The organism is Methylobacter sp. (assembly GCF_023227905.1).
In the GTDB taxonomy this organism is placed as follows: Bacteria; Pseudomonadota; Gammaproteobacteria; order Methylococcales; family Methylomonadaceae; genus Methylobacter_A.
In genome coordinates, this window is record NZ_JALOCF010000011.1 from 72,268 (window position 1) to 98,391 (window position 26,124).

16 protein-coding genes are annotated in these 26,124 nt (G+C 47.6%); all 16 read left to right on the top strand.

The features are described from left to right. The first annotated feature begins 34 nt into the window (after nt 1–34). The 16 genes from queA (at nt 35) to M0R47_RS06785 (ending at nt 26,123) form a co-directional block, all read left to right on the top strand. Nucleotides 35–1,081: a tRNA preQ1(34) S-adenosylmethionine ribosyltransferase-isomerase QueA gene (queA, locus tag M0R47_RS06710; RefSeq protein ID WP_292552157.1), complete on the top strand. Its 1,047-nt coding sequence runs from the start codon at nt 35–37 to the stop codon at nt 1,079–1,081. 783 nt (nt 1,082–1,864) lie between these two features. Beyond that, entirely contained in the window at nt 1,865–2,878 is a 1,014-nt protein-coding gene (gene galE, locus M0R47_RS06715; RefSeq protein ID WP_292552160.1) for a UDP-glucose 4-epimerase GalE, read from the top strand. 753 nt (nt 2,879–3,631) lie between these two features. After that, nucleotides 3,632–4,639 carry an undecaprenyl-phosphate glucose phosphotransferase gene (locus tag M0R47_RS06720; protein ID WP_292552163.1) on the top strand — a complete coding sequence of 336 codons (1,008 nt, stop codon included), beginning with the start codon at nt 3,632–3,634 and terminating at the stop codon, nt 4,637–4,639. Beyond that, the gene (epsE, locus tag M0R47_RS06725) at nt 4,629–5,438 is read left to right on the top strand and encodes a polysaccharide export protein EpsE (protein ID WP_292552166.1); all 810 of its coding nucleotides are present in this window, start codon (nt 4,629–4,631) and stop codon (nt 5,436–5,438) included. Before M0R47_RS06720 ends, epsE begins: the two co-directional genes overlap by 11 nt. Nucleotides 5,439–5,512: 74 nt before the next feature. Continuing rightward, nucleotides 5,513–6,934 (top strand): chain length determinant protein EpsF, encoded by a 1,422-nt coding sequence (epsF, locus tag M0R47_RS06730; protein WP_292552169.1) that lies wholly within the window; start codon nt 5,513–5,515, stop codon nt 6,932–6,934. 15 nt (nt 6,935–6,949) lie between these two features. Then, entirely contained in the window at nt 6,950–7,831 is an 882-nt protein-coding gene (gene epsG / locus M0R47_RS06735; protein ID WP_292552172.1) for a chain length determinant protein tyrosine kinase EpsG, read from the top strand. A gap of 775 nt (nt 7,832–8,606) precedes the next feature. Further along, nucleotides 8,607–8,756 (top strand): hypothetical protein, encoded by a 150-nt coding sequence (locus M0R47_RS06740; RefSeq protein WP_292552175.1) that lies wholly within the window; start codon nt 8,607–8,609, stop codon nt 8,754–8,756. Between the two features lie 2 nt (nt 8,757–8,758). After that, the gene (gene epsL / locus M0R47_RS06745) at nt 8,759–10,024 is read left to right on the top strand and encodes an XrtB/PEP-CTERM-associated polysaccharide biosynthesis outer membrane protein EpsL (protein WP_292552177.1); all 1,266 of its coding nucleotides are present in this window, start codon (nt 8,759–8,761) and stop codon (nt 10,022–10,024) included. Nucleotides 10,025–10,854: 830 nt separating this feature from the next. Next, the gene (locus M0R47_RS06750) at nt 10,855–13,545 is read left to right on the top strand and encodes an amino acid adenylation domain-containing protein (RefSeq protein WP_292552179.1); all 2,691 of its coding nucleotides are present in this window, start codon (nt 10,855–10,857) and stop codon (nt 13,543–13,545) included. Between the two features lie 82 nt (nt 13,546–13,627). Then, nucleotides 13,628–17,638 carry a non-ribosomal peptide synthetase gene (locus M0R47_RS06755; RefSeq protein ID WP_292552180.1) on the top strand — a complete coding sequence of 1,337 codons (4,011 nt, stop codon included), beginning with the start codon at nt 13,628–13,630 and terminating at the stop codon, nt 17,636–17,638. 153 nt (nt 17,639–17,791) lie between these two features. Beyond that, entirely contained in the window at nt 17,792–19,288 is a 1,497-nt protein-coding gene (locus M0R47_RS06760) for a hypothetical protein (RefSeq protein ID WP_292552182.1), read from the top strand. Next, nucleotides 19,285–20,979 carry a hypothetical protein gene (locus tag M0R47_RS06765; RefSeq protein ID WP_292552185.1) on the top strand — a complete coding sequence of 565 codons (1,695 nt, stop codon included), beginning with the start codon at nt 19,285–19,287 and terminating at the stop codon, nt 20,977–20,979. The genes M0R47_RS06760 and M0R47_RS06765 overlap by 4 nt, the downstream gene beginning before the upstream one ends. Before the next feature lie 287 nt (nt 20,980–21,266). Beyond that, entirely contained in the window at nt 21,267–22,403 is a 1,137-nt protein-coding gene (locus tag M0R47_RS06770; RefSeq protein ID WP_292552188.1) for a polysaccharide pyruvyl transferase family protein, read from the top strand. Nucleotides 22,404–22,406: 3 nt separating this feature from the next. Then, nucleotides 22,407–23,459: a nitroreductase family protein gene (locus M0R47_RS06775; RefSeq protein ID WP_292552190.1), complete on the top strand. Its 1,053-nt coding sequence runs from the start codon at nt 22,407–22,409 to the stop codon at nt 23,457–23,459. 131 nt (nt 23,460–23,590) lie between these two features. Further along, complete coding sequence (locus tag M0R47_RS06780) at nt 23,591–24,856, top strand: glycosyltransferase family 4 protein (RefSeq protein ID WP_292552193.1); 1,266 nt, start codon at nt 23,591–23,593, stop codon at nt 24,854–24,856. Nucleotides 24,857–25,010: 154 nt separating this feature from the next. Continuing rightward, nucleotides 25,011–26,123, top strand: coding sequence for a glycosyltransferase family 4 protein (locus M0R47_RS06785; protein WP_292552195.1), 1,113 nt, complete (start codon nt 25,011–25,013; stop codon nt 26,121–26,123). Nucleotide 26,124 lies beyond the last annotated feature (1 nt).

Below are 26,124 nucleotides of genomic sequence, written 5' to 3' on the forward strand. Positions count from 1 at the left end.
ATTTAAAAAGCCTAACCTGATAATATCGCCCGCTATGAAAAAAAGTGATTTTAATTACCTGTTACCCGAAGCGCTAATTGCGCAAAAACCCTTGGCGGAACGCACTGCAAGTCGCCTGTTATGCATGGATCGAAATACCGGACGAATAGCTGACCGGCAATTTATCGACTTCATTGATTTGATCGACGAGCGTGACTTGTTGGTTTTTAATGATACTAAAGTGATTCCAGCTAGATTGTTTGGTAAAAAGCAAAGCGGCGGCAAGGTCGAGATTCTTATCGAACGTATTTTGGACGATCATCATGCCATTGCTCATGTCAGAGCCAGCAAAGCGGCAAAAGCGGGTACTTTAATTGAATTGGATAACGGCTATGGCTGCGAAGTCTTGGGGCGGGCGGACGATCTCTTTCATCTGGAATTTAAGGGCGAGCCTAGTTTGCTTACGATATTGGAGCAAATCGGCCATATTCCATTGCCGCCTTATATTACCCGAGAAGACGATCAATCCGATCTGGCTCGCTACCAGACCGTCTTTGCAAGAGAGGTCGGAGCCGTTGCAGCGCCCACAGCAGGGCTTCATTTCGATCAAGCCATGATGGAGAAACTTAAAGCCAAAGGTGTGCAAAGCGCTTTTGTGACCTTGCATGTCGGCAGCGGTACTTTTCAGCCGGTCAGGGTAGAGAATTTATCCGAACATTTAATGCACAAAGAATATTTTGCCGTGCTGCCGGAGGCGGTAGCGGCCGTTCAGCAAGCCAAAGCAAGGGGAGGGCGGGTTGTCGCGATAGGCACGACTGCGGTCAGGGCGCTGGAATCGGCATCCCAAAGTGGCCAGCTTGAGGCCGGCTTTGGCGATACTGACTTGTTTATTACCCCAGGCTATCAATTCAAATCAGTCGATGCAATATTGACCAACTTTCACCTGCCCGAATCTACCCTGTTGATGCTGGTCTCAGCGTTTGCCGGTTATGAGCATATTATGAATGCTTACAAGCATGCTATTGACCAATCTTACCGATTCTTCAGCTATGGGGATGCGATGTTTTTGGTGCGTGATTTTATTAAAAATGATGAGTTTTAATTAACGTCGTCTTTCATTTTCATGCCATTCAAACGCTGATTTTTGCGAGAAGGCGGTTTATTAAAGTTTCAAGAACATTGATTGCATTAATAAACTGATAAATCAGCGCTTTTACCAGTCTATGCCGGCCTTTAAAGAAGGCTTCGAGTCCAACTTCCATACTGCTTGACGCAGCCGTGTAGCTATAGGATCTGCTTCCTTGCTGGCGGTCCGCTTTTTAGCGTACTGATGACTGTGCTTTTTGTTAATCCTCAACACCAGTCCCTTGTATTTCAAATAACAGAGCTTCTCCTGCGACAAAAGTTAGAAAGGAAGATTCTGAATGATCAACCCTTATTGCCGTCAATAACGTTGTATTTCTTGTTCTGAACGCTCGGATTTTGTAATTTTGCCGCTGCCACATTCTTGGCAGATGATGTCCTGACAGCATATGCCATGCTACAGATTTAACCTGCCGCTCACGGCGTCCCATATTGATTTAATTAACGTTTTTCTAAGTATTTGACGATATACCAAGGTCTCGTCATTTAACTTAATGTGTGCCCGTAGATGTATGTTCTCTCCGAGATTCACCTGACGGGGAAAATGAAGTCATGTCTACAAAATAATTAAGCAAGCATTTTTTCAAGCGCTACGACAACACTGGATTCAAAGTTATTGAACTCCATTCTTGTGCCTCGCAGACGTTAATGGGGATGGCTGACCGGGAAATATTGCGAACGCCGACAGGAATGCGGGGATCAAGGGAAAGGTTGTCGCGGCAAGATGATAAAGGAATATAGCATGAATATTTTAGTGACAGGCGGAGTAGGTTTTATTGGTAGTCATACTTGTGTGGAGTTGTTGAATTCAGGCTACCAAGTGGTAATCATTGATAATCTGCTCAACAGTAAAGCTAGTGTTGTGGACCGAGTGGCGGCCATTACCGGAAAGCGACCTACGCTGATACAGGCGGATGTCCGCGATAAGGAGGCGCTGCGCGGTGTTTTTTCAGAACACAAGATTGATGCGGTGATTCATTTTGCAGGGCTAAAGGCGGTGGGCGAATCGGTTCAGCAGTCGCTGCAATATTACGACAATAATATCGGCAGTACTTTAGCCTTGTGCCAAGTAATGACGGAATTCGGCGTATTTAAACTGGTGTTCAGTTCGTCAGCTACTGTTTATGGCGATCCTGCAAGCGTGCCGATTAGTGAGGATTTTCCGCTTAAAGTGACCAATCCTTACGGCAGGTCGAAGCTGATGAACGAAGAGATCCTGCGGGATTTGTTTGTATCGGATGCTCGCTGGCATATCATGCTGCTGCGTTACTTCAACCCGGTAGGTGCGCACGAGAGCGGCATGATCGGTGAAGATCCTAACGGCGTTCCCAATAATTTGATGCCCTATGTATCGCAAGTGGCGGCAGGCAAATTGAGCGAGCTCCCGGTATATGGCAATGATTGGCCAACGCCGGATGGTACGGGGGTACGGGATTATATTCATGTATCTGATCTGGCCAATGGCCATAAAAAAGCCTTGGAAAAAATCAACCAGGCAGAGCCAGGTGTTTATACGTTCAATCTTGGTACCGGGCGCGGCTATAGTGTGCTTGAAATGGTTGCTGCCTTTGAGCGAGTGACAGGACAGTCCGTACCCTATCGCATTGTTGGTAGAAGAACAGGCGATATTGCAAGTTGCTATGCTAATACTGAGCTGGCTAAGGCAGAGCTTGGTTGTGAGGCAACCCGAGATCTGGAAAAGATGTGTGCCGATCTATGGCAGTGGCAACAATTTTGTGCGAATGGCATTGAGTAATACTTAAGTCCTTGGCACAAAAATTATGCATTCCTTGCTTGCACAGGCGATTTCGAATTTTGTGTAAGCAGTTTTTGTTGGATAGGCATCAGATCTTTCCCACAATGCTAAACCGGTTGATAACCGCTTTCCTGCCGCTATTAATTTAAGGGGTCATGTGTTGTTGCATTGGCTTACAGCGAATTATTGTTAACAACATTCCTTGAATTTCTTCCTGATTTTTTTGATGCCTCATGATGAGAAATTGCCGGCCTGTCGACGCAAGCAGAAGCTAAGCACTTGAAGTATTTAAGTGTTTTTACTAATTGTTCAAAGGATGTGTTTCTTATAATCTGAGACTGTTCCTATTTTTCCAACAGACTAACTTGTTTTTAGGATGCTTATTTTTAAGACATAGAAGTGTTTGCATCATTAAGTATTGGACTGGATTGAATGACAGTTTCAGCAATCGTTTTAAATTGATGGGTGATGCAAAAAGCAAATTATTTTCATAATCCTTTTAGGAGTTCACCATGAAAATTATTAAAGAGAATGTCTTGGTTTTGTTGTCTATAGGCTCGTTCGTACTTGCTAATCTTGATCAGCGCTGCGCAGGTGAGGGTAGGGTGACACGGAACTTAAGCCCTCTTAATAATTCATGTACGGTTTGAAGATGGTTTTTTTGAATTATTGTCCTATCGCTTTTTTTACTGGCCATTCATTATGATTAACAGTATAGATTCTGAATTCAGTAAAACTATTTGGAGTAACTCCATGGCTGGCTTAGTGCTGCGGCGATGGTCCTCCCGTGCGGTTATTGTCGGGCTTAGCGATATAAGCCGCAAGTTAACGCACCAATTTAAGCGAAACCCGTTGTTGAGAGTGGGCTGCATGGGGTTTTTCGATGATCGCTGGTCGGAACGCTTGCCGGAAGACAAACAATGCCAGCCGCGGCTAGGCAGCATTGCTGCGACTGCTGCGTTTGTTAAAGCCTATAACGTTCAGCATATTTACATCGCTTTACCTTTGAGCGCACAGCCGCGGATTCTGGCGTTACTGGATGATTTACGCGACACCACCGCATCAATTTACTTTGTGCCGGATTTAGCTTCATTTGATTTAATTCAGGCCAACATCAGCATCATAGACGGCATTCCCATAGTAGCAGTGTGTGAAAGCCCGTTTGTCGGTATCAACAGCATAATTAAACGGGTCAGCGATGTAATCATCTCGCTGTTGATTTTGCTGGTTATCTCACCTTTGATGCTGTTGATTGCCGTTGGCATAAAGCTTACCTCGCGCGGACCGGTGCTATTCAAGCAGCGTCGATATGGATTGGATGGCAAGGAGATTGTTGTTTATAAATTTCGCAGTATGACGGTTATGGAAGACGATGAACAGGTTAACCAGGCAACCCGTAATGATCCAAGAATTACCCGGTTTGGCAGTTTTCTACGGAAAACATCTCTGGACGAGTTACCGCAGTTTATCAATGTACTACAGGGAGGCATGAGCGTTGTCGGTCCGAGACCGCATGCTGTCAGTCATAATGAAATGTACCGCAGCCTGATCAAAGGATACATGATCAGGCATAAGGTAAAGCCCGGCATTACCGGCTGGGCGCAGATCAATGGTTTCCGTGGTGAAACCGATACTCTGGAAAAAATGCAGGCCCGGATTGATTACGATCTCGATTACCTGCGCAACTGGTCATTATTTCTCGACTTATTGATCATATTTAAAACTATCAACGTGGTCATAGAGGATAAAAATGCTTACTAATACTAAATTACAATGGTTTTATAAACGCTATCTATTGCTAATGGTTTTGTTATTGTCACCTATTCAGCAAGGTATAGCAGCCTACAATATTGGTCCGGATGATGTCTTGCGTATCTCTGTGTACGGTTATGACGATCTAAGAACTGAAACCCGCGTTTCAGCTGATGGCCGGATTACCTTTCCCCTAATCGGAGAAGTGGACGCTAGCGGAAAATCCAGCATAGAGCTGGAGGAGGCCATTGCCGTGCGTCTGATCAAAGGAGGGTTTATTCATGATGCCCAAGTCAGTGTTTCTGTATTAAACAATGTCAGCCAACAGGTGTCGGTGTTGGGCCATGTTAATAGACCAGGCCGTTATCCACTGGATTCCAATAGCTCAATAGTCGATCTGATTGCCATGGCTGAAGGAATTGACGAAATGGGCGACACCAAGGTGATAGTCACTCGCACTGTCGACGGCAAGCCGCAAAGGCAGGAACTGGATTTAAAAGCTTATCTGGAAGATGTTGGAAATGTCGTACCTTTTAAGGTGCGTCAAGGCGATCAAGTCTATGTGCCTAAAGCCCCCATGTTTTATATTTATGGCGAAGTACAGCACCCGGGCAGTTATCGGGTTGAACCGGATGCTTCAGTGATGAAAGCTTTGCCGATGGGTGGCGGTCTAACGCTGCGCGGTACGGAAAACGGCATAACCATCAAACGCAAGGACAAAAGCGGCGCTTTGAAGGAGATTGATGTGGACTTGGATGATGCTGTATTAAAAGATGATGTGATTTATGTTGGCGAACGCTGGTTTTAATTCAGCAAGCAATAATCTGTAAATATTTTATTTTGTCGATTGCTCAGGTTGAGCCAGCCACGCAGCGGAACATTATGAACTTTTATCAATTTATTAATATTCTCCTGTCACACAGATCGATTGTCTTGTCGGTATTGATGATGACGATAATCACGACCTTGGTGGTCAGTTTGTTGCTGCCCAAGGAATATGTCGCTACGACTTCGATAGTGGTTGACCAGAAAAGCGTCGATCCGGTGACGGGCATGACCTTGCCGGTCCGATTGCTGCCGGGGTATATAGCGACGCAGGTCGATATAATCGGCAGCCGCAATGTGGCGCGCAAAGTGAGTGAAAAACTGAAACTGAGTGAAGACCCAAAAATACAAGAAGACTTTGCAAAATCCGAGAGCATTGGCAATATCGAAGACTGGATTGCGGATTCGTTACTGAAAGAACTGGAAATCAAACCGTCACGCGACAGCAGTGTGATGCAGGTTGATTTTACTTATCCTGATCCCCAGATAGCCGCGAACATTGTCAACGCCTTTGCCGATGCTTATATACAGACGGGTATGGAGTTACAAGCTCAGCCGGCCAAATTGAGTGCAGACTGGTTTGACTCACAAATGGCCACATTGAGAAATAATCTTGAACATGCCCAATCCGTGCTGTCCACTTATCAGCAACAACACGGTATCGTCGCGACGGATGATCGTCTTGACTTGGAAGGTTCCCGCCTGGCAGAACTATCAAAACAGTTGGTAGACAATCAGGCTCGCACCAGCGAATTGCAATCCAGAAAAGATTTGCTGGCAGCCACTACCAAACAAGGCAGATCGTTAGAATCGTTGCAAGAGGTATTGAGCAGTCCTGTTATTCAATCGCTCAAGTCGGATTTAGCAAGAGCAGAAGCTAAATTTGCCGAATTGTCCAAGCGTCTTGATGTAAATCATCCCCTATACAAGCAAACGAAAGCCGAGGTGGATAGCCTGAGACAGAAAGTTCAGTTTGAAATTAAAATGGTGTTACACAGCATTGAGGGAGGGGTGGCTTCCTCCAGTCAGCATGACAAGATAATCGCCAATGCCTTTGCTGAACAAAAAGAAAAGGTGCTGAAACTAAAACAACAGCATGACCAAATAAAAGTGCTAAATCGTGAGGTGGAAAGCGCGCAACGGATATACGATGCTGCCCTGCAGCGAGCGGTACAGAGTCGCATGGAAAGCGAGATGCGCCAAACCAATACGGCTGTGCTTAATCCCGCCGTCCCTCCGGAAAAACCTGCCAAGCCCAAGGTGCTGATAAACATGATTCTGTCAGTATTTCTGGGGGGCATGTTAGGAATAGGATCAGCCTTAGTGGCAGAGCTGATGGATAGACGAGTGCGATCTGCCTTTGACATTTCGCAGCTGTTGACTATTCCAGTACTTGCGGTGATTTCTCTTCCTGATTCGAATCCAAATCGAATGGCTCAGCTGCCTCATCTTGATGGCTCTGGCGGCGATTCCAAATAATCGAGGCAATGCATAATGCAAGCAGAAACCACAATTAACAGCAAGATGAGCAGCAAAATAACCAAGCTGCAAAATACCGCTTCAATGGGGGCTCTGTTACTGGATGCCGGAAAAATAAGTCCTCGGGATGCCGAACGCATAATCGCCTTGCAAAAGCAGAAAGGCATGCTCTTTGGTGATGCTGCGAAGGCGCTAGGGTTGGTTGATGATGATGACATACAAAAAGCCTTGTCATACCAATTTGACTTCCCATTCCTGACCGCAGGTGAAGAAAACTTCAGTCAGGAACTGGTTGCCGCGTACCAGCCTATGAGTACGCAAGTGGAAGCGTTGCGCGCTGTGCGCGGGCAACTAATGCTGCGCTGGTTTAGCAATGTCCATAAAACCTTGACGTTAGTCAGTCTCAGCCGGGGTGAGGGGCGCAGTCTTATGGCGGCCAATCTGGCGATTGTTTTTTCCCAGCTTGGCGAACGCACCCTGTTAATCGATGCCGATCTACGACAGCCTCGGCAGCATGCATTGTTTAAGCTACAAAGCATTTACGGCTTGTCGGACGTATTGGCCGGACGCGCTGATTTAACGGTGATTACGCGAATTCCCGCGTTCCGGGATTTGTCGATTTTGCCGGCAGGCACAATACCCCCGAATCCGGTCGAATTAATCAGCAGAGGTTTAAAAAAATGTCTGAAAGAATTGCAAACACAGTTTGATGTAATCCTGATAGACACTCCACCCGCAGAGCAGGCTATCGATGCGCAGATCGTCGCCTCAAATTGTGGTGGTTCTCTTTTGGTGGTGCGCCAACACAAAACCCGGATGAATGACTTGCAGTTATTAAAAGATGCCTTGCAAGACACAGGCAGTCAATGTCTCGGTGTTGTGCTGACGGATTTTTAATAGTTCAAGATATATCCTTATTTAATAGAAGTTAAAGCAAGAGTATTACTAAAGTATGGTTTTGATTTATTCAGCATCTTACAATCCAGGCATTAGAAGATTTGCAATTCGAGTTCCGTCGTTGGCCAATAGACACAATGGCAACAGCTCCGAGTTTATTAATGAACCGATTAAAAATGGTCAAGGACCAAGATGACTGAGGCTTTAATGCGTAATCATGGAACAATAGGTAATCACCATAAGCGAGACGCCAAAGGCGATTTGTGCTTTTTAATCACTCACGATAGTGAAGCATTTCGGAACAACGAAACGCTGGTTCAGCGACCTCAGAGGAATATCTATCTGTCAGGCAATGAAAGGATGTGCCGCGCCAAGCAAACTTGGCGAATGGCTATGGATCAGCTCTTGCATCATTTGTTATACAAAAAGCTAAACTGATCGAAAGTAAAGCAAATACTGAAAAGCAATCGTTTCAGTGGATTACTATCAAGGAATCAATGAGCACAAGGCAAGGGAAGGTCCATTTATTTTGTGTCCGTTATTCTGCTTCCCAAGGAGAATGAGAATAAGCACCTCAGCGCATCATAAGCGCTAATAGCGGGTTAGAATTACAATATTTACAGGAGTACTGGCAGACAGCGTGATAATATTGTTAATCATCAACCGAAAGTCTACTATGATGACATTAGGTAATTAACAGATAATTTTCAGATTATTGGCAGTCAATTAAGCCCTGGATATTCTTTTGCAATAATTATAAAAATCTGGCATGACTATGAAAAACAAAAATAAAGTTTACAAAACCATCGTATTGCGTGGCTTAGCGTCACGTAATGCTTGTATCAGCAAAAACACCGGACAAACGCTTGCTAAAGACAAAGTAACTGATAACGGCTTTAAAAGCTTATTATCTTTAGTGGTGTAATAATGGCGTCGTTATTTTGTGATTATTTGCAGTACGGCAACAAAAACGATGCGGCTAAAAATCGGTACTTATTGTCGTGTTTCTTTTTGCTGTTAGGAGGGATGCCAAGTAAAAGCTACGCTGTAGCTTCGCCGGACGACACCATCAAGCCGTACGTCGCCTCCACCTTGCTATACGACAGCAACTTTTTAAGGCTATCCGATACTGCCGATCCGGTAGCGCTCACAGGCCAAAGCGACAAAAGCGAATTCGTCAAACAAGTGGCAGCCGGGTTTGATCTAGACTGGACGGTTAGCAGGCAGCACTTTATCGTTCACGCGAATGTTAACCAAAACTGGTTCCAAAACTTCACCACCTTGGATTACACAGGGTGGGACACTCTCGCGCAATGGAATTGGCAGTTAGGAAACAATCTGGATGGCGAAATCGGTTATGCCAACGCTCAAGCCTTGGGTGGTTTTGGTCAATTAAATGGCGTGCTAGACAACCTGATAAATTCCCAACGTTATTTTGCCAACGGCGGGTACCTGTTTCACCCCAACGGCAAGATCAAGCTTGGCGTATTTCGAACAGAGAGAGATTTTGACGGTACAAGCCGACAATTTAGTAATAACGCTGAAAATAATGTCCAAGCCGATCTGCAATACTTAAGTCCAACCGGAAGCACTTTAGGCTTACAAGTCATTGCAACTGATGGTGAATATCCGGAACGCGTAATACTTCCTGGCAGCACTCAGGATAACGCCTATACCCGAATGAACTATGCATTAACCTGGGATTGGCATAGCAATAGTAAAACGCGTATTGATGGCCTTGTCGGCTATGTGCAACAAGACTATGAGAATTTTGGCTTCCGTAATTTTGACGACATAATCGCGCAGGTTAACCTGAATTGGCAAGCCAGCGAAAAAACCATATTGGATCTTTCCGCACGACGTCAAGTCTCTCAAGCCGATAACCTGTTTTCAAGTTTTGTGCTCACCCAAGGCATATGGTTTGATTTTAATTGGCAAGCCACTCCTAAAATTGCCCTCATGCTGCCCATATCGTACCAAGAACAGGATTATCTGGGCGGTGGCGGTACCAGTGCCGCTGGTTTTGGCCAACAAAAAGATAAGGTGACCAATGTCGGTTTAAATGTGATGTACCATCCATTGGACAGCATCAGCATAGGCCCTGTGTTGAACTTTGAAAACCGCGAATCCAACAACCCGATTGCATCTTACGAAAGTAAGTCGGCCGGTGTTAATTTACAAGCGGATTTTTAAATTCCATACGCTTTAACACATAAGCGCTTTATTGCCGTGCAGCTAAGTAAATCTTGAATAGCTAAGTATTAGCTGTAGTTTTTATGCTCCAGCGCTGTCTTTCTGACGGTGCTGAGCCATGGCGGATTTATCCCGGATTTTGGCAACTTGATCCGCCTTAAGCTTAATGTCCTTTTCCTGCTTTTTTGATTGCAGGTGTCTTCAACCGAAATAACGGCTGGCAGCCGTCCGGCACGACTCAGGTAGACTTGTTTTAAGTTAATCGTGGACGTGAAAAAAAATTTCGGATTCAAACAAAACCTTTTTCGAAATAACCAGGCCTTTGGTATCAGGCGCACGCTCCAAATGGTCGGCGCGCAACCCCAAAACAATTCCATCAAATGTGATCTTGCGCCTTTGAATTTTTGCCCATGTCACAGTCTTTTTCGTCCGCCGCAAAGTCTTTTGTTCAAATATCTTTAGCCGTATGAAGCCCAAAGTAGGCTTATTTTCTCAAGCGTTCAATTGATGCGACGACTTTTAAAGCAGCTGATTTGGAGCCGTCAATGTGATTGTGATGAAAGCGCGGGGTGGGCTTTATCAGGAGTTAGGGATTAATAAAACCGGTTGTTCTGCTTAGGTACTCACACTTATTGATTGAAGAGGGGGAAACTTTTAACCTACAAACACATGCAAAACGCCAGCCGGTCTTTGGTTAATGTTACCGATGATAAATGGCTGTTTTGCGAAGACTACCGTACAAGGCAAACTTTTATTTTAGAGGTATATGAAAAATGAGCTTACTTGGTCGGTCTGTGGAATTGCCAGCCCCATGCAAAGAGCCGGTAACTGTGCAGTTTTCAGAATGTGTAGAGCTAAAACCGGAAATGCTTGAGTCGATGGAGCCGCTGCTGGATTACTGGAAGGCAAGGCTGGCTGGGGCGCCAACACTGGAATTGCCCACTGATCGGCTGCGCCCGGCAGTCCCTTCATTCCGCGGGGACATTCATTCATTCAGTTTGCCTCCAGAGTTGGTTGCCGGGCTGAAAGACCTGAGCCGCCGGGAAGGCGTGACTTTATTCATGGTCTTATTGGCGACTTTTCAAGCGCTGTTGCAGCGCTACAGCGGCCAGGACGACATTGTTGTCGGCACCGCGATTGCTGATCACAATCAGCAGGAACTTGAAAATCTGAGCGGTTCTTTTGTCAATAAGCTGGCATTAAGAACCGATTTATCGGGAACGCCAAGCTTTCGCCAGCTATTAACGCGGGTCCGTGAAGTCTGCCTGAGTGCATATAGTCACCAGGCTATACCTTTTGAAAAATTGGTAGATGGAATAAACATACGACAGGATATGAGCCGGCATCCGTTATTTCAGGTCATGCTGAATTTGCAGTCCGCTGAATTATTGCAGAAGGCGCAATTATCAAATCCGGCGATTAACACGTGTACTGCGGGTAATCGTGCAGCCAAATGTGACTTAGCACTTTCATTAATGGAACATCCCGGTAGATTAGCAGGCACGATTGACTACAATGCAGATCTATTCAATCCCGAAACCATTGCCAGGCTGACCGGCCATTTCCAAACTTTACTGCAAGCAATTGTCGGTGATCCGGAAACCGCCATTGCCGAATTACCGCTGCTTACGGTGCCTGAACGTCACCAGTTATCAGTCGAATGGAATGCCACTCAGACCGACTATCCTAAAAACAAATGCATCCATCAACTCTTTGAAGAGCAAGTTACAAAAACACCGGATGCCATAGCACTGGTTTTTGAAGATGAACAACTGACTTATCAGGCCCTTAATATTAAAGCTAACCAGCTGGCGCATTATCTGCAAACCTTGGGGGTTAAACCCGATACCTTGGTGGCGGTTAATATGGATCGCTCTATTGACTTGGTGATCAGCCTACTCGCTATTCTTAAAGCAGGCGGAGCCTATGTGCCGTTAGATCCGACTTACCCCCTGCAACGCCTAACTTTTATGCTGGATGATACAAAAGCGCCGGTGTTATTGACGGATTCATCATTGGCTGCGCAATTCCCCGCTTTTTCAGGCCGACTTGTCTGCCTCGATAAATATCGGAATGATTTTGCCCAGGAAAGTACCGAGAACTTATGTTGCAACGCTTCGCCAAATAATCTGGCGTATGTTATCTACACATCGGGTTCCACTGGGGAGCCTAAAGGCGTTATGATCCCTCATAATGCACTTGTGAACCATATGTCATGGATGCAAAGTGTTTTCCCCTTATCCGGTAATGATAGAGTTTTACAAAAAACCCCTTTCGGTTTTGATGCATCTGTTTGGGAGTTCTTCGCGCCCATCATCTCAGGAGCACAACTTGTTTTAGCGGCACCCGGATTGCATAAAGACGCGTCCATGCTTGTCCATGTCATGAAGCAACAAGCTATTACAGTCATCCAGTTTGTGCCTTCCATTCTTGAAAATATTAAAGAATGCCCTGAGTTATCCGAGTGTACAAGTTTGAAAAGAGTTTTTTGTGGTGGCGAAGCTTTAAACAGCCGTCTCCTACAGAGCTTTCTTGCAAAGCTTGATGTACCAGTATGCAACCTTTATGGACCGACCGAAGCTTGTATTGATGCCACTTACTGGCTCAGTAATAAAAACTTTAATTCTTCTACAGCTCCCATTGGGCGGCCTATACATAATACTCAGATTTATATTCTGGATCATTTGCAACAGGTTCCCATCGGTGTAAAAGGAGAAATTTATATTGGCGGCGATGGCTTGGCGCGTGGCTATCTCAATCAGCCTGAATTAACCGCCGAGAAATTTATCAGGCATCCTTTTAATAATGACCCTCAGGCTCGATTGTACAAAACCGGAGACCTGGCTCGATGGCTGGCTGATGGTACCATTGAATACCTAGGCCGCAACGACTCACAGGTCAAAATTCGTGGCTTTCGCATTGAGTTTGGCGAGATTGAGGCGACTTTGCGCCAACATCCGCACTTACGCGATGTGGCAGTGGACCTGTACGAGCCCCTTCCGGGAGATAAACGCCTGGTAGCCTACTTGGTGGCGTCTGGCGATTCTGTGCTAACCCTCTCTGAACTTCAAGATTTTCTTAAACCGCAGCTACCGGAGTTCATGATTCCTTCGGCTTTTGTGTTTCTTGATGAATTGCCGCTTACGCCCAATGGCAAGATCGACCGCAAGACCCTGCCAGTGCCGGATATGACTCGGCAGGATTTGAATGCCGATTTTATTGCTCCGCGTAATCAGGTTGAGGAACAGCTAGCCGAGATATGGTGCGATGTTTTGAGAATTAATCGCGTCGGCATTCACGACAATTTCTTTGAGTTAGGCGGGCAATCATTGCTCGCCACGCAAGTCATTATCCGCGTTAGTGGACAACTATCGGTGGACATTCCCCTGTCCAGCCTATTCGAGACGCCGACTATCGCCGAATTGGCAAAGCTGATTGAAAATGCTAAAGCAAGTACGACAAATGACTCCAGCCCCATTATCTCTCAGCGTAGGTCGGCTTATAAGATGAGAGCTTCATGAAATAACGCAGCGGCGCCCCATTATTTTCATCAAATACCGCTTTTTAACGGCTGATACATAAGCAGGCAAATCAGGAATAAGCATGAAAATATTAGAAGATACCTCATACATTTCCCCTGAATATTTGTCAGAGGAAACTGATTTAGCGGCCGACTTGTTTGTCTTTCCCACATCATTTCCACAGCAGCGTTTGTGGCTTCTGGACAGGCTGACGGGTACTACCGCAAACTACAACATTCCCAGTCTGTTCCGGCTTCAAGGACCACTGAATGTAGCGGCTCTTGAAGCTGCGCTCAATGAAATTATCCTCCGCCATGAAATACTGCGGACCTGTTTCACCGAGCAGGAGGGTACGCCGGCGCAAGTTATCCATTCCTCGCTGTCAATCCCGCTGACGATGGTCGATCTTCGCGGTTATCCGGAAGTTGAACGAGCGGCAGAGGTGGCGCGGCGCATTCAAGACAATAAGACGACAGCTTTCGACCTGGAAAAACTCCCGCTGCTGCAAACTCAATTGTTGCGCTTAGGGGAACAAGAATATATTTTTTTGCTTACTTTCGATCACATCATCTTTGATGGCTGGTCGATGGTCGTGTTGGCGCGCGAGTTGTCGGCGCTGTATGGGACGTTCAGTAAAGGCCTGCCCCCGTCCTTACCGGAACTGCCCATTCAGTACGCCGACTTTACTGTTTGGCAACGGGAAACGCTGCAAGGCGAGACGCTGGATGGGCTGCTGGATTACTGGAAGGCAAGACTGGATGGAGCGCCAACACTGGAATTGCCCACCGATAGGCCACGTCCGGCAGTTCCTTCATTCCGCGGGGACATTCAGCCATTCAGTTTGTCGCCGGAGTTGGTTGCCGGGCTGAAAGACCTGAGCCGCCGGGAAAACGTGACCTTGTTCATGACGCTGGCGGCGGCTTTTCAAGTGCTATTGCAGCGCTACAGCGGCCAGGACGACATTGTGATCGGTACGCCGGCCGCCGGGCGGGGCCGATTGGAGCTTGAAGGCTTGATCGGCTTTTTCGTCAACACCCTGGTGTTGCGCGCGGACCTTGGCGGCAACCCCAGTTTCCGTGAGCTGCTGGCGCAGGTGCGGGAGGTCACGCTTGGGGCGTATGCCCATCAGGACCTGCCGTTTGAAAAACTGGTCGAGGCCCTCAATCTGCCGCGAGACCGCAGCCGTAATCCGTTGTTTCAGGTCTGGTTTGTGTTGCAAAACATCGAACATACCGAGCTGCAACTAAACAACCTTACCGTTGAAAGCCTTCCGGTCATTGAAGAGGGCGCCAAATTCGATCTCGCTGTCTATGTGGACGAAACTTCCAGCGGCACCAAAGGCTATGTGACCTACGCGAAGGACTTATTCGAGGCCGCGACTATCACCCGCCTGATCGGCCATTTTCAGACCTTGCTCGAAGGCATCGTCGCTGACCCGGAGGCGCGTCTGTCCGAATTGCCTCTGCTGACCGAGCCCGAACGCCGGCAACTGGGTTTGCCTGATCCGTCTATCGAATTGCCGGAGCATCCTCAAGACCCGGTAACTGAACAGTTTTTGAAATGGGCGGAGCTAAAACCGGAAATGGTCGCCGTAAGCCAAGGGATGCGGCAACTCACTTATGGAGAACTAGCTGAAAAAGCCAAAGCATTAGCTGTGCATATCTATAGCAGTGATTCGCATAAAGGCGATGTGGTTGCGATTATGGGTTCGCGTAGTTTCGGAACGATAACGAGTATGTTGGCCGTACTCATGGCCGGACGCGTGTTTGTCACGATCGACAGTACATTACCGATCTCGCGTCAAAGGCTCATTGCCAGGGAGGCCGCAGCAAAAACTCTTTTAAGTTGTAACGGGAAAAATGCATCGTTGAAGGACTGGATAAAAGAAGAGCCTGAGCTTAATTTTATATCAGTCGACTCGGAAACCGGCGCTTTAATAGGCGCTGATTATCAATTTGCCGCCGGTGCAAATGACTTGCCGGACATCGAAAGTAATGACGCGGCTTATATCTTTTTTACTTCAGGAAGCACAGGCACTCCCAAAGGTATTTTGGGGACGCATAAGGGATTAAGCCATTTTGTTAATTGGCAACGGAATCAGTTTGCCATAGGCGTAGACGACAGAGTGTCACAGCTAACGAATCTAGGCTTCGACGTCATTATGCGGGATATTTTTCTTCCGTTAACCAGTGGCGCGAGAATTTGTATGCCAGAAGATAACGACCTGCTAAATCCTTTGTTTTGGTTGGCAAAGGAAAGTATTTCGGTAGTTCATACCACTCCATCCCTATTGCAATCCTGGTTGTCGACAGCTCAACATCCCATTGATCTACAGGCCTTACGATGGCTGTTTGTAGCGGGGGAACCGCTCACTGAGACTCTAGTTTGCAAGTGGCGCCGTTTTTTTTCCGGGCAAGGCCAGATCGTGAATTTATACGGACCCACCGAAACCACCCTGGCCAAGTGCTTCTACCCGATACCCCGGCAACTATCCCCAGGAATTCAGCCGGTCGGTTACCCTTTGCCGGAAACGCAGGCGCTGGTTTTGGGGCAGGACGGCCGCCTGTGCGGAATCGGCGAACGAGGTGAAATTGTCTTGCGAACTCCGTTTCGCACCCGAGGCTATATTAATTTGTCTGAACAGACGCAGCAGCGGTTCCGGAAAAATCCATTCCGGAACGATGACTCTGATCTGCTTTATTTCACGGGAGACCTTGGCCGTTATCGGCCGGATGGCTTATTAGAACTTTCAGGCAGGATCGATGATCAAGTGAAAATACGCGGCGTTCGAATCGAACCCGCCGAAGTCATGGCAAGCCTGGCGCGTCATGAGGCTGTGGAAAATTGTTATGTTATGGCCACAAAGAATAAAGAGGGGCAGGGCGAATTAGTCGCCTATGTCGTTTTGAAGCCCCACAAGTCAATGGAGTCCGGGCAATTTCGCGCTTATCTCAGCAGTCAATTGCCGACACCTTTTATCCCCGGCACATTTGTATTTGTCGATAATCTGCCGCGTTTGCCTAACGGAAAAGTGGATCGTAAAGCGCTGCCGGCACCAGAGCAGAATCGGCAAAAAAATGTGGCTGTGGCATTTTCCGCTCCGCGCAATGAGATTGAACATAAACTGGTCGATATTTGGCAGGAGTTATTGAACCTGAAGAATATTGGCATTCAGGCTAACTTTTTCGATCTGGGCGGGCATTCCCTGTTAGCGGTTAAGATGGTCGTTGAGATTAATAAACTGTTCGATATTGACTTGCCCTTGGGCGCAATTTATCAATATCCAACCATTAAGCAACTGGCATCAATGCTGTCGTCAGATAACCAAAAACCTCGTTGGTATTCTCTTGTCCCCATTCAGACGCAAGGTTCGCGTCCGCCTCTCTTTGCGATTCACACAATCACGCTCCAGGATTTGCCACGGCATTTGGGCAAGGATCAGCCGCTGTATTTTTTACGGTACGGGATGGCAGCAGAGATTAACGATCACCCTGTTCAATTACCGGCATTGGAAGAATTGGCCAAGCACTATATTAAGGAGCTGCAACAGGTGCAGCCGCAAGGGCCTTATTATTTGGCGGGGTTTTCCTTTGGCGGCGTGATTGCCTATGAAATGGCACGGCAACTACAGGCAAACGGACACAGAGTGAACTTGGTCGCATTGCTGGATACCTACCTGGACTGGGAAAAGCAGCCGTTGCCTTTATACCGGATTATCTCTAAGTTTTTTAGGCAAAGCCCAAGGCGGCTGTTGACGCTTGCCAAAAATAAAATCAGTGGCCTGGTCGTATCAAACAAATACGGGACGGATTTTTGGCCTCACATTTATACATTGGCGCCTAACGTTTCCTGCCGCAACAGCTACCAGCCAAAAAGCTATATCGGCCGAGTCATATTGTTTCAAGCATCCGCTTGGGAGACTCTGTTCTATCGGTATGTCCCTCCGGAGCAAGCATGGAAAAAGCTGATGGATGACAGACTGGATATCCAACAGATTACCGGGAACCATTTTGAGATATTTAATGAGCCTCATGTCAAAACCCTCGCTGAAAAATTAACAGCCTGCATGGATAGATCGATTAACGATGGGTGATGCCTTATCCTGGGTAGTGCCAGGCAGGTAGTGTGTTTTTAAATCTTTGATTATTCATTATTTTTATTATGAAACAAAACAAAAAAAAACTACATTCACGAACCCTGACACAAAGAAATTCAATGTCATCATACTTTCCGGTTTGCTGACAAGATGAATTCAGCAGTCAGTCTATCAGACCGGAATCGATTGCTTGCCGTTATGGTGGCAAGCCTGTTTATGGCAATTTTGTTTGGCTTGGTGTCGACCACGGCCAACTTGATACTCATAAGCTTTACGGTAGCGCTTTTTGTCGGAGGATTTTTGCTGAGCCGCCCCATATGGATAGTATGGATTGTTTTGTCGAGCGGCTTATTGGTGCTGGGTATTATCCCTATTTATGATGACAGTCTGGATTCTAAAGCAGGATGGGCTATCTCGCTTCTTTGCTTCATCTTATTGTCGTTGGCGTTTTTCAAGTCCTTCACAACGCCGGACGCTCGGAAAGACACTCCTTCTTTTATATGGTTGTTACTTGTTTTTTTTGTTTATGCGGTGCTTAACTCGTTTATCCAATGCTACTCGGCAGAAGAGTTCATCGGCGGATTCAAACGCTATTTCCAGCTCTGGGGGGTGTTGTTCGCCTTATGCTGGATAGCTTTCGATGAGAGGCACATTCGTGTATGGCGAAAGTTCTTCCTCATCGTCGCCTTGGTGCAGTTGCCTTTTGTGGTTTATGAACTTATTACCTTGGTTCCCCTGCGGGAAGGAATGATTGATTCCTTTCCTGGTATGGTGCCCATTGACGTTGTTGCGGGAACTTTTGGGTCGAGCATTTACGGCGGAGGCAACAGTGGAGAAATGTCCACTTTTCTGGTTATCGTGTTGGCATTTTTGCTGTCCCAGAGAATGCACAGGACGCTGTCAGTCGGACGTTTTGTTTTGCTGATACCTTGGGTGCTGGCGCCTTTATTTCTGGGTGAAACCAAAGTCGTGATCGTTATGCTGCCGCTCTCGTTTTTGGTGCTTTACCGCCGGGAATTGCTTGCCCGGCCACACTACGGATTGGTGGGGCTGATGGCCGGCAGTTTGCTTACGGTGTGCATGGGATACGCCTATATGAGCATCTCGAAAATGTCCATGGATGAACTGATAACAGATACCCTCCGCTACAACGTCTATGAGACAGGTTATGGCTCAAAGTTACTCAATCGCACAACCGTTCTGACTTTTTGGGCCAACCAGCAAGGCGCTCATGATCCAGTCTCCTTTGTATTCGGAAACGGTCTGGGTAGTGCGCATCAAAATATGGAAGGCCAGGGAGGCCAAGGAGGTCATATAGAAAGTCGCTATCCTTACTACGGCATCGGCTTAACAGGCGCTTCGACCCTGCTCTGGGAAACGGGTGTGTTTGGCTGCGGTCTGCTCATCGCCGTTTTTGCCCGGGCCTGGTTCATCGCCGGCAGGTTGTACCGGGAATCAGTCAATCCCATAGTCAGGGCTGATGCCAACGCCATTCAGGCAGCTTTATCGCTATTTGTCTTTCATCTTTTTTATAACTCCAGTTTATTGGAGGCTGTGAGTTTTCAGATCGTGTTTGCCGCTGTATTGGGTTATCTGGCCTGGCTATACCGTAGACATGTGGATTCAATGATGAGGAACTCCACATGAGCGCTTTGCCATATTCAGGTGCCGCATTCAAGCGTGGCGTCGTACACTTCATTATCGGCAAGTTTACTTCCGCCCTTCTTTCCGTAGGCATCTTGTTTTGGCTGGTGCGCTTGCTTGCCGTGGAGGAATATGGAACCTATGTGACTTTGCAGGCTGGAATGGGTTTGGGGTTGGCTATTATGTCATTCGGCCTGCCATGGGTAGCTGCGCGCTATTTACCGGAGTTTCGTCTGTACGCCAAAGGGCAACAGCTTGCCCGGTTCGTATGGCAGATTATTGCCCTGAGCGGCCTATTCTCAGTGGCCGGTGCCTTGTTGCTTTATGTGGCTATGCCATGGTTGTTGGCATCCCTGGATCTTACCCAACAAACGGATGTGGCAAAACTTTATCTGCTGGTGTTTATGCTGGAGGGCTTGAGGCTCAATACCCAGGATTGCATTCTGGATCCGCTATTGCAGCAAGGCCGGGCGCAATTCAGCCTGGTAGCGCGCAATCTGACTTTGTTGTTATTCCTGGGTGCAGTACTGACAACTCAAGGCGCGGTTCATCTTCAGCATGTGGTGCTAGCCGAATTGGCAGGGTCGTTTCTGAGCGTTGTATTGTCGTTGCATGGAGTGGTTCGGTATTTGCGCGCGCATCTTAATTTGAAAGGGAAGAAAGGCTGGCAGCCTTCAAATTGGTCGGAAATGTGGCTGACCGCCAGGCACATGTACTTCAGCTATCTCGTTACCCTGACCTATGGCCCGTGGGTATTTGTGTTCCTGACCCAACGCTTCCTTGGCTTGGAAACCACCGCGCTATTCGGGTTCCTGACCAACCTGTACGCGCAGATTTACCGATATCTGCCGGCCACTTTGTTGTTCAGCCTGATTAGGCCGAAACTGGTGGCTTCGTATATCGGGGAAGGCGGGATGGCGCAATTGACACGCAACGCCAATCTTGCCGGCAAGATTAGCCTGTTCATCCTGATGCCTCTGTTGGTATGCGTCTGGCTGACCGGAAGCGAATTGGTGAGCTTGTTGAGTGGCGGAAAATTCACCCAGGCCGGATATTATTTTGGCTGTATGCTGCTGGGGCTGATTCCCTTGAGCCAGCGTCAGACATTGGAGACTGTGGTAGTGGCTTCCGGTCATGGTCACTTATGCTTTAGGTGCAGCGCCCTTGGCATCCTGGTTCTGCCCTTGGCTTATTGGCTTTTTGAATCGGGACAGGGACTGTGGAGCCCCGTTTTGGCCATGATCGCCAGCCAAACTATATTCAACGTCACGCTCATTGTCGCCATGGGAACCTCCACCTCTTACCGGCCCGATGTTATGGGGTTGTTCAAGCTGCTGACAGCGGCTTTAGTAGGATTCGTGTTAAGTATCTTTTTAAAAATGGCGTGGACCGGTTCATTTCAGTTGCACGCAAATGATTTTGTTGAATCATTAAAAAATATTCAAGACCTTATTCCTAAGTTTGTAGTGCAACAGGTCTCAATACCTGTGCATGGTTGGCTGGATTTGGCTGCCACGGCTGCGCTAGCTTCCAGCCTTTATTTGTTGGCATCCTGTTTATTCAAGCCTTTCCGGGTAGACGAGAGAATGAGGCTGAGCCGGCTGTTGTTCAACACACATGAAGATAAGGCAATGAAATCAATACTAAGACCGAGCGCAAAATTAACAAGCTGTAATGATAGAAATAGCCTTTAAACGCTATCAGTTTCTATTAAGGCGTTTATCCATAAGCAGGCTTGGTCTTGATTTTAAGTCTTGGCATTTGCGCAACGCTTTGTGGGGCTGTTGGCCACTACGGCTAATCCGGTCATTAGCGGATAGGCATGGCTTCGTAGCCGGCTAATAACGCCGGGTTAACTATAAGAGAGGTACTGATAGAGATGCGGATTATTGCTTTCTTCATGAAATACAGCTTCAGCGGAAGGATACATTTCATCGATGAATTGACAGGTGAAAATCATAATACGAAAGGTAGGTTTTATATGGAAGTAGGTATTCTTACGATGCATCGAGTGCTGAATTATGGCTCATTCATGCAGGCTTATGCATTGAAACGTGTGATCGAATCGTTTGGGCATCATGTGACGTTCAAGGATTTCCGAAGAGGCGAATCCCACCATATCGGCGAAAAAGCCAAGGCACCCGGTGTTTTGGATAAGGTCGCAAAAATTCCATCTATAATCAGTAATATAGATGAATTCTTGGAGAAACGTGCGCTCCGGCGGGAATCCAATAAGTACTATAAACAGATTTGCTGGCCATTGCTTAATGTTTCAGAGACGCCTGACTATGATCTGACAGCTGATGTCATGGTTATTGGCAGTGACGAGGTGTTCAACTATACACAGAACGACGCTTTAGGCTATGTGCCTTGCCTGTTCGGCCATAACATTAATGCGCCGCTCATCCTGAGTTACGCCGCTTCGGCAGGTTATGCCAATTGGGATGATGTGATTGCCGACGGCATGGTCGATGAGATCGGCGCCGGGCTAAAGCGCATGAAATATATTTCCGTCAGGGACGAAAACACTCGCTTGCTGGTGGAGCATTGCACAGGGAGTTCGCCAGCACTTGCCCTGGATCCGACGCTGATTTACGACTATGACGAGGTGATGTCGCAACAGCGGATAATTGATGGCGACTATCTTCTCGTTTACGCCTATGAGGGCCGGACAGAGTCGGAGTCGGAAGTTCATGCAGTCAGGGATTTTGCCGCCCGACATAAGCTGAAGGTTATCGCAGCAGGCGGCGGCGGCGCTTATCACGCATGGTGCGACGATAATATTGTCGTGTCTTGGCCTTTCGATCTGCTGAGCTTATTCAGGGATGCGGCATTTGTTGTGACCGATACTTTTCATGGCAGCATTTTTTCCATGAAGTTTACTAAGCAGTTTGCGGCGTTTTTGAGAGGCCAAAATGAATTTGGCAGCAATTTCAATAAGGTGCACTTTTTATTGCACCAGTTCGGCATGGAGTCAAGAATCATCAACAATCTTTCCGATATAAATGACATCTTGGTTACGCCTGCGCCCTACGACACATTTAACAAACATTTGCTGGATTTGCGGCAAGCATCCCTGGATTTTCTGACAAAGGCACTTGGGCCTGAGAGGTTGTAGGTCATGTTACTTAAAAAACGTATACTTCGATACACCCCGCCACTATTGCATAAGCTGCTCAGGGATGCGTATTTTTCGGTCAAACTGTTGCCCTGCTATGCCTATGATTATAAGCGGTTTTTGTCATACTCCGGCTTGAATAAAAGCCGCGATTCCAAAACCGAGCGTGCAGCCAGAATTACCCTTTTTTATCATCAGGTCGAGAAAGGCCTGAGTCTTGCCAGTCCTCGATCGGGCTTTGGCATGACAGTGATTCCAGGGTTGCTGGATGATGTAGACACTTATCTTGCCGATTATGGCATTTCCGAGCCTGCGACTAACGCAATCGCTGCGCTGTTTAACTACCTGGATTATCACGAGCGGATCGGGCATCCAGTGGATTTTGTACGCGGCCGATTGTTTTCGATCCTGGACAAGCACCATATTCCTTTGGACGTTGCCCGCCTGTGGCATGGCGGCGTGCTGCCTTTTACCAGAGCCGAATTATCAATGGCGCGGAATGCCGGGTTTAAAAGTTTTTTTAACTCCAGATACAGCGTGCGGCAGTTTGCCGGCGGTGTTATCCCGGAGGGAGATATTAGAAGCGCTGTCGAGCTCGCGCAAAAAACGCCATCGGTTTGTAATCGGCAGTCTTGGCGTGTGCATGCTTTCAATGATGCAGGACAAATGGAGCGGCTGCTTGCCATCCAAAGCGGCAGCAACGGTTTCGGCCATCAAGCTTCTTATGTGCTGATCGTGACTTGCGAGTTGCGTAAATTTCTTGGGATTGATGAGCGCTATCAGCCTTGGATCGACGGCGGCATGTTCGCAATGTCGCTGTGCCTTGCTTTTCATGACCTGGGCTATGGAACCTGCTGCCTTAACTGGTCCAAGGAACCTCATGACGACAAAGCGATGCGGGCCGCTGCGCCTATTTCGCCATCCGAGCAGATCATTATGCTGATGGCCGTAGGAACACTGGCCGATGAATTCAATGTGGCGCGCTCGTATCGGCCGAATGTGGATCATTGTCTCTCGATACACAGCGCTTGCATTGAACCGATTACAGGGAAATAAGTACCGTAGGGTACGCATCGCGTACCATTTTGGGATTTGATCAAGTTGAAAACATTGAAAACGGTACGCGATGCGTACCCTACGGTGCTATTCATTGAGACATCAAGGCCTTCGTGGCAGGAGTTCATTCCATGGATTATCCAGACTCAACGAATAAGAATAGCTTGCACTTGCTGTATCTTACCGAAGAAGCCTGGCCAACGTACCGCCCGGATGTTGTCACCTTATTTGGCAAATATTTGCCCCGGTATGGGATTACTTGCGATCTGGTAACAGATCATGACATCGCTGAAGCAGGCAACCCGGCAATCTCTTGGGGAGGAGGGAATGCAATATTGTTTAAAGTGCCATCCAGTCGCGCAGGCCGGTATCTGGTCAAATTCTGGCACAACCTGCGGATCCTGAGCACGATGGACGCGAAAAAATACGATGCCATCCAGGTGCGCGACATGTCCTTGACAGCGCTTGTTGGGCTTATCGTAGCGAGACTGAGGGGCGTTCAGTTTTTTTACTGGCTTTCCTTTCCGCATTCGGAAAGCCAGATCAATAGAGCAAGGATGAGAGGGATTAAAGGGGGTGTGCGTTTCTGGTTTCCCCTGGTGCAAGGCATTTTCGGGAAATGGCTGTTGCATCGGATTGTGTTCCCCAACGCGGATCATGTGTTTGTGCAAACCCGCCAGATGCAAAAGGTTCTTGAGACGCAGGGCATACCTATGTCGCAGATGACCCCGGTGCCCATGGGGGTGGATACGGAAGCGGTCGGCCGGGAGAATATTCAGCCGGCTAACGATCCGCGTCTTAAGGGCAAGCGCGTCGTGGCTTATCTGGGTACGCTGGACCCGAATCGGCAGATTGAGGTTTTGTTTCACATGCTTGCCCTCTGCAAACAGGCAGTGCCCGATATTCTGCTGGTTTTGGTAGGCGATACCTCGGAAGCGGCGCACAGGGACTGGTTACAGCAGGAAGCCAGCCGTTGGGGTGTGGCTGACGATGTGCTCTGGACCGGATGGTTGCCGGCATCCGAAGCCTGGAGTTATATGCGCGCAGCAGAAATAGGGCTGTCTCCCATCCCGCGTGGCTATTTGCTGGATATGGGATCGCCCACAAAGGCAATGGAATACATGGCGTTGGGCTTGCCCATTGTGGCGAACGACAATCCCGACCAGGCCCAGGTGCTCGAAGAAAGCGGCGCTGGCATATGTACGCCGTTGGATGGGGAAGCTTTTGCACAAGCGGTGGTTGGCTTATTAAACTCCCCGGAAACAATGAGGCGGATGGGGATCAAAGGCCGCGAGTATGCGGTAAGTAAAAGAGATTACGACAGCATTGCGCGCAAGGTTGCGGCGGACTTTCTTAGCCTCGATAGATCAATCGCGTCAGTCCGAAGCGCAACCTGATGCGGAATAGCTGGGTAACAGTATTATTTTTAGCGTAGTCCCATAGTTTCGCAATTTATTTCAAAATGACCCATCGGGAGCAGCAATACTAGATTGTATTGCATACGCGGACTAGCTTGATGGATGAGTTTGAAAACATCTTAGGAGTGTGAAAATGCTTGCGATTGTTAATCCTCAATTCTACGGCGTCCACGGCATTGCAAGATACCTGAACTCTTTTGTTGGCAATTTGCCGGCAGATCACCCGCCTGTTTATCTGATTACCAGTGACGAGCATCGGGATGAACGGGAATATCCGGGCGTCGAAATTATCCATTTTCCCTGCACTCACGATCGCTTTAGCCTTCTCTTTTGGGGCTTGAAAGTCCGCAGCAAGCTGATAAGTCTTTATGATGAAGGCAAGATCCAGTGCGTCAATCTTCATTTTCCGCCATTGATTCCCGGCCTGTTACTGCCTTCGCATATTCCGATCGTACAAACAGTGCATTCAACCTACCTTGGCTTTTCCGGTAATTTTTACCCCGAAAAGTTTTATAAAAGCGAATTTAACTGGCTCTCCTTAAAAATAAAAATGTGGATGGAAGCGCAAATCTATAAAAAATCGACAAGAGCCATCGCCTTAACCGAGTTTGGCCGTGAACAGATTCTAGCCTATGGCTACGACAAGCCGATCAATATCATTCCAAACGGCGTTGATTTAAATCAGTTCAAAATCTCTGATGACGTCAAGGACATTGATGTTTTGTTTTCTGGAAGGATCGAAAACCTGAAAGGCAGTAAGGGCATGGTGGAAGTTTGCCGGCAATTGGTGCGTAAGAAACAGGATATCTTGATTTACATTGTCGGATATGGGGAGGATGAAAACTGGGTTAAGCAGCAGTTGGCCGGTCTTTCAGCGAATGTCGTCATGACCGGTAAAGTTCCTTTTGCTGAAATGATGGGCTATTACGCCCGTAGTCGGGTTTATGCATCGACTTCCTATTACGAGGGTTTGCCGGGAACGTGTCTGGAGGCTTTGGCGATGCAGTTGCCTGCCGTTGTCTGGGACTTTCTGTTTTATCGAGGCCTTGTGATCGAAGGACAAACGGGCTCTCTGGCAAAGCCCAATGATTTTTCAGGGATGACAAACAGGGTGTTGGAGCTTTTGGCTAATCCGGGACTGGCTGCTGAAATGGGTAGAAATGGCCGCGCATTGCTCGAATCGGATTACGACTGGGTCAATTTGGCCCGTGATGTGCTGGCGGTTTTCTCGCCAAGGCAGGACTGAC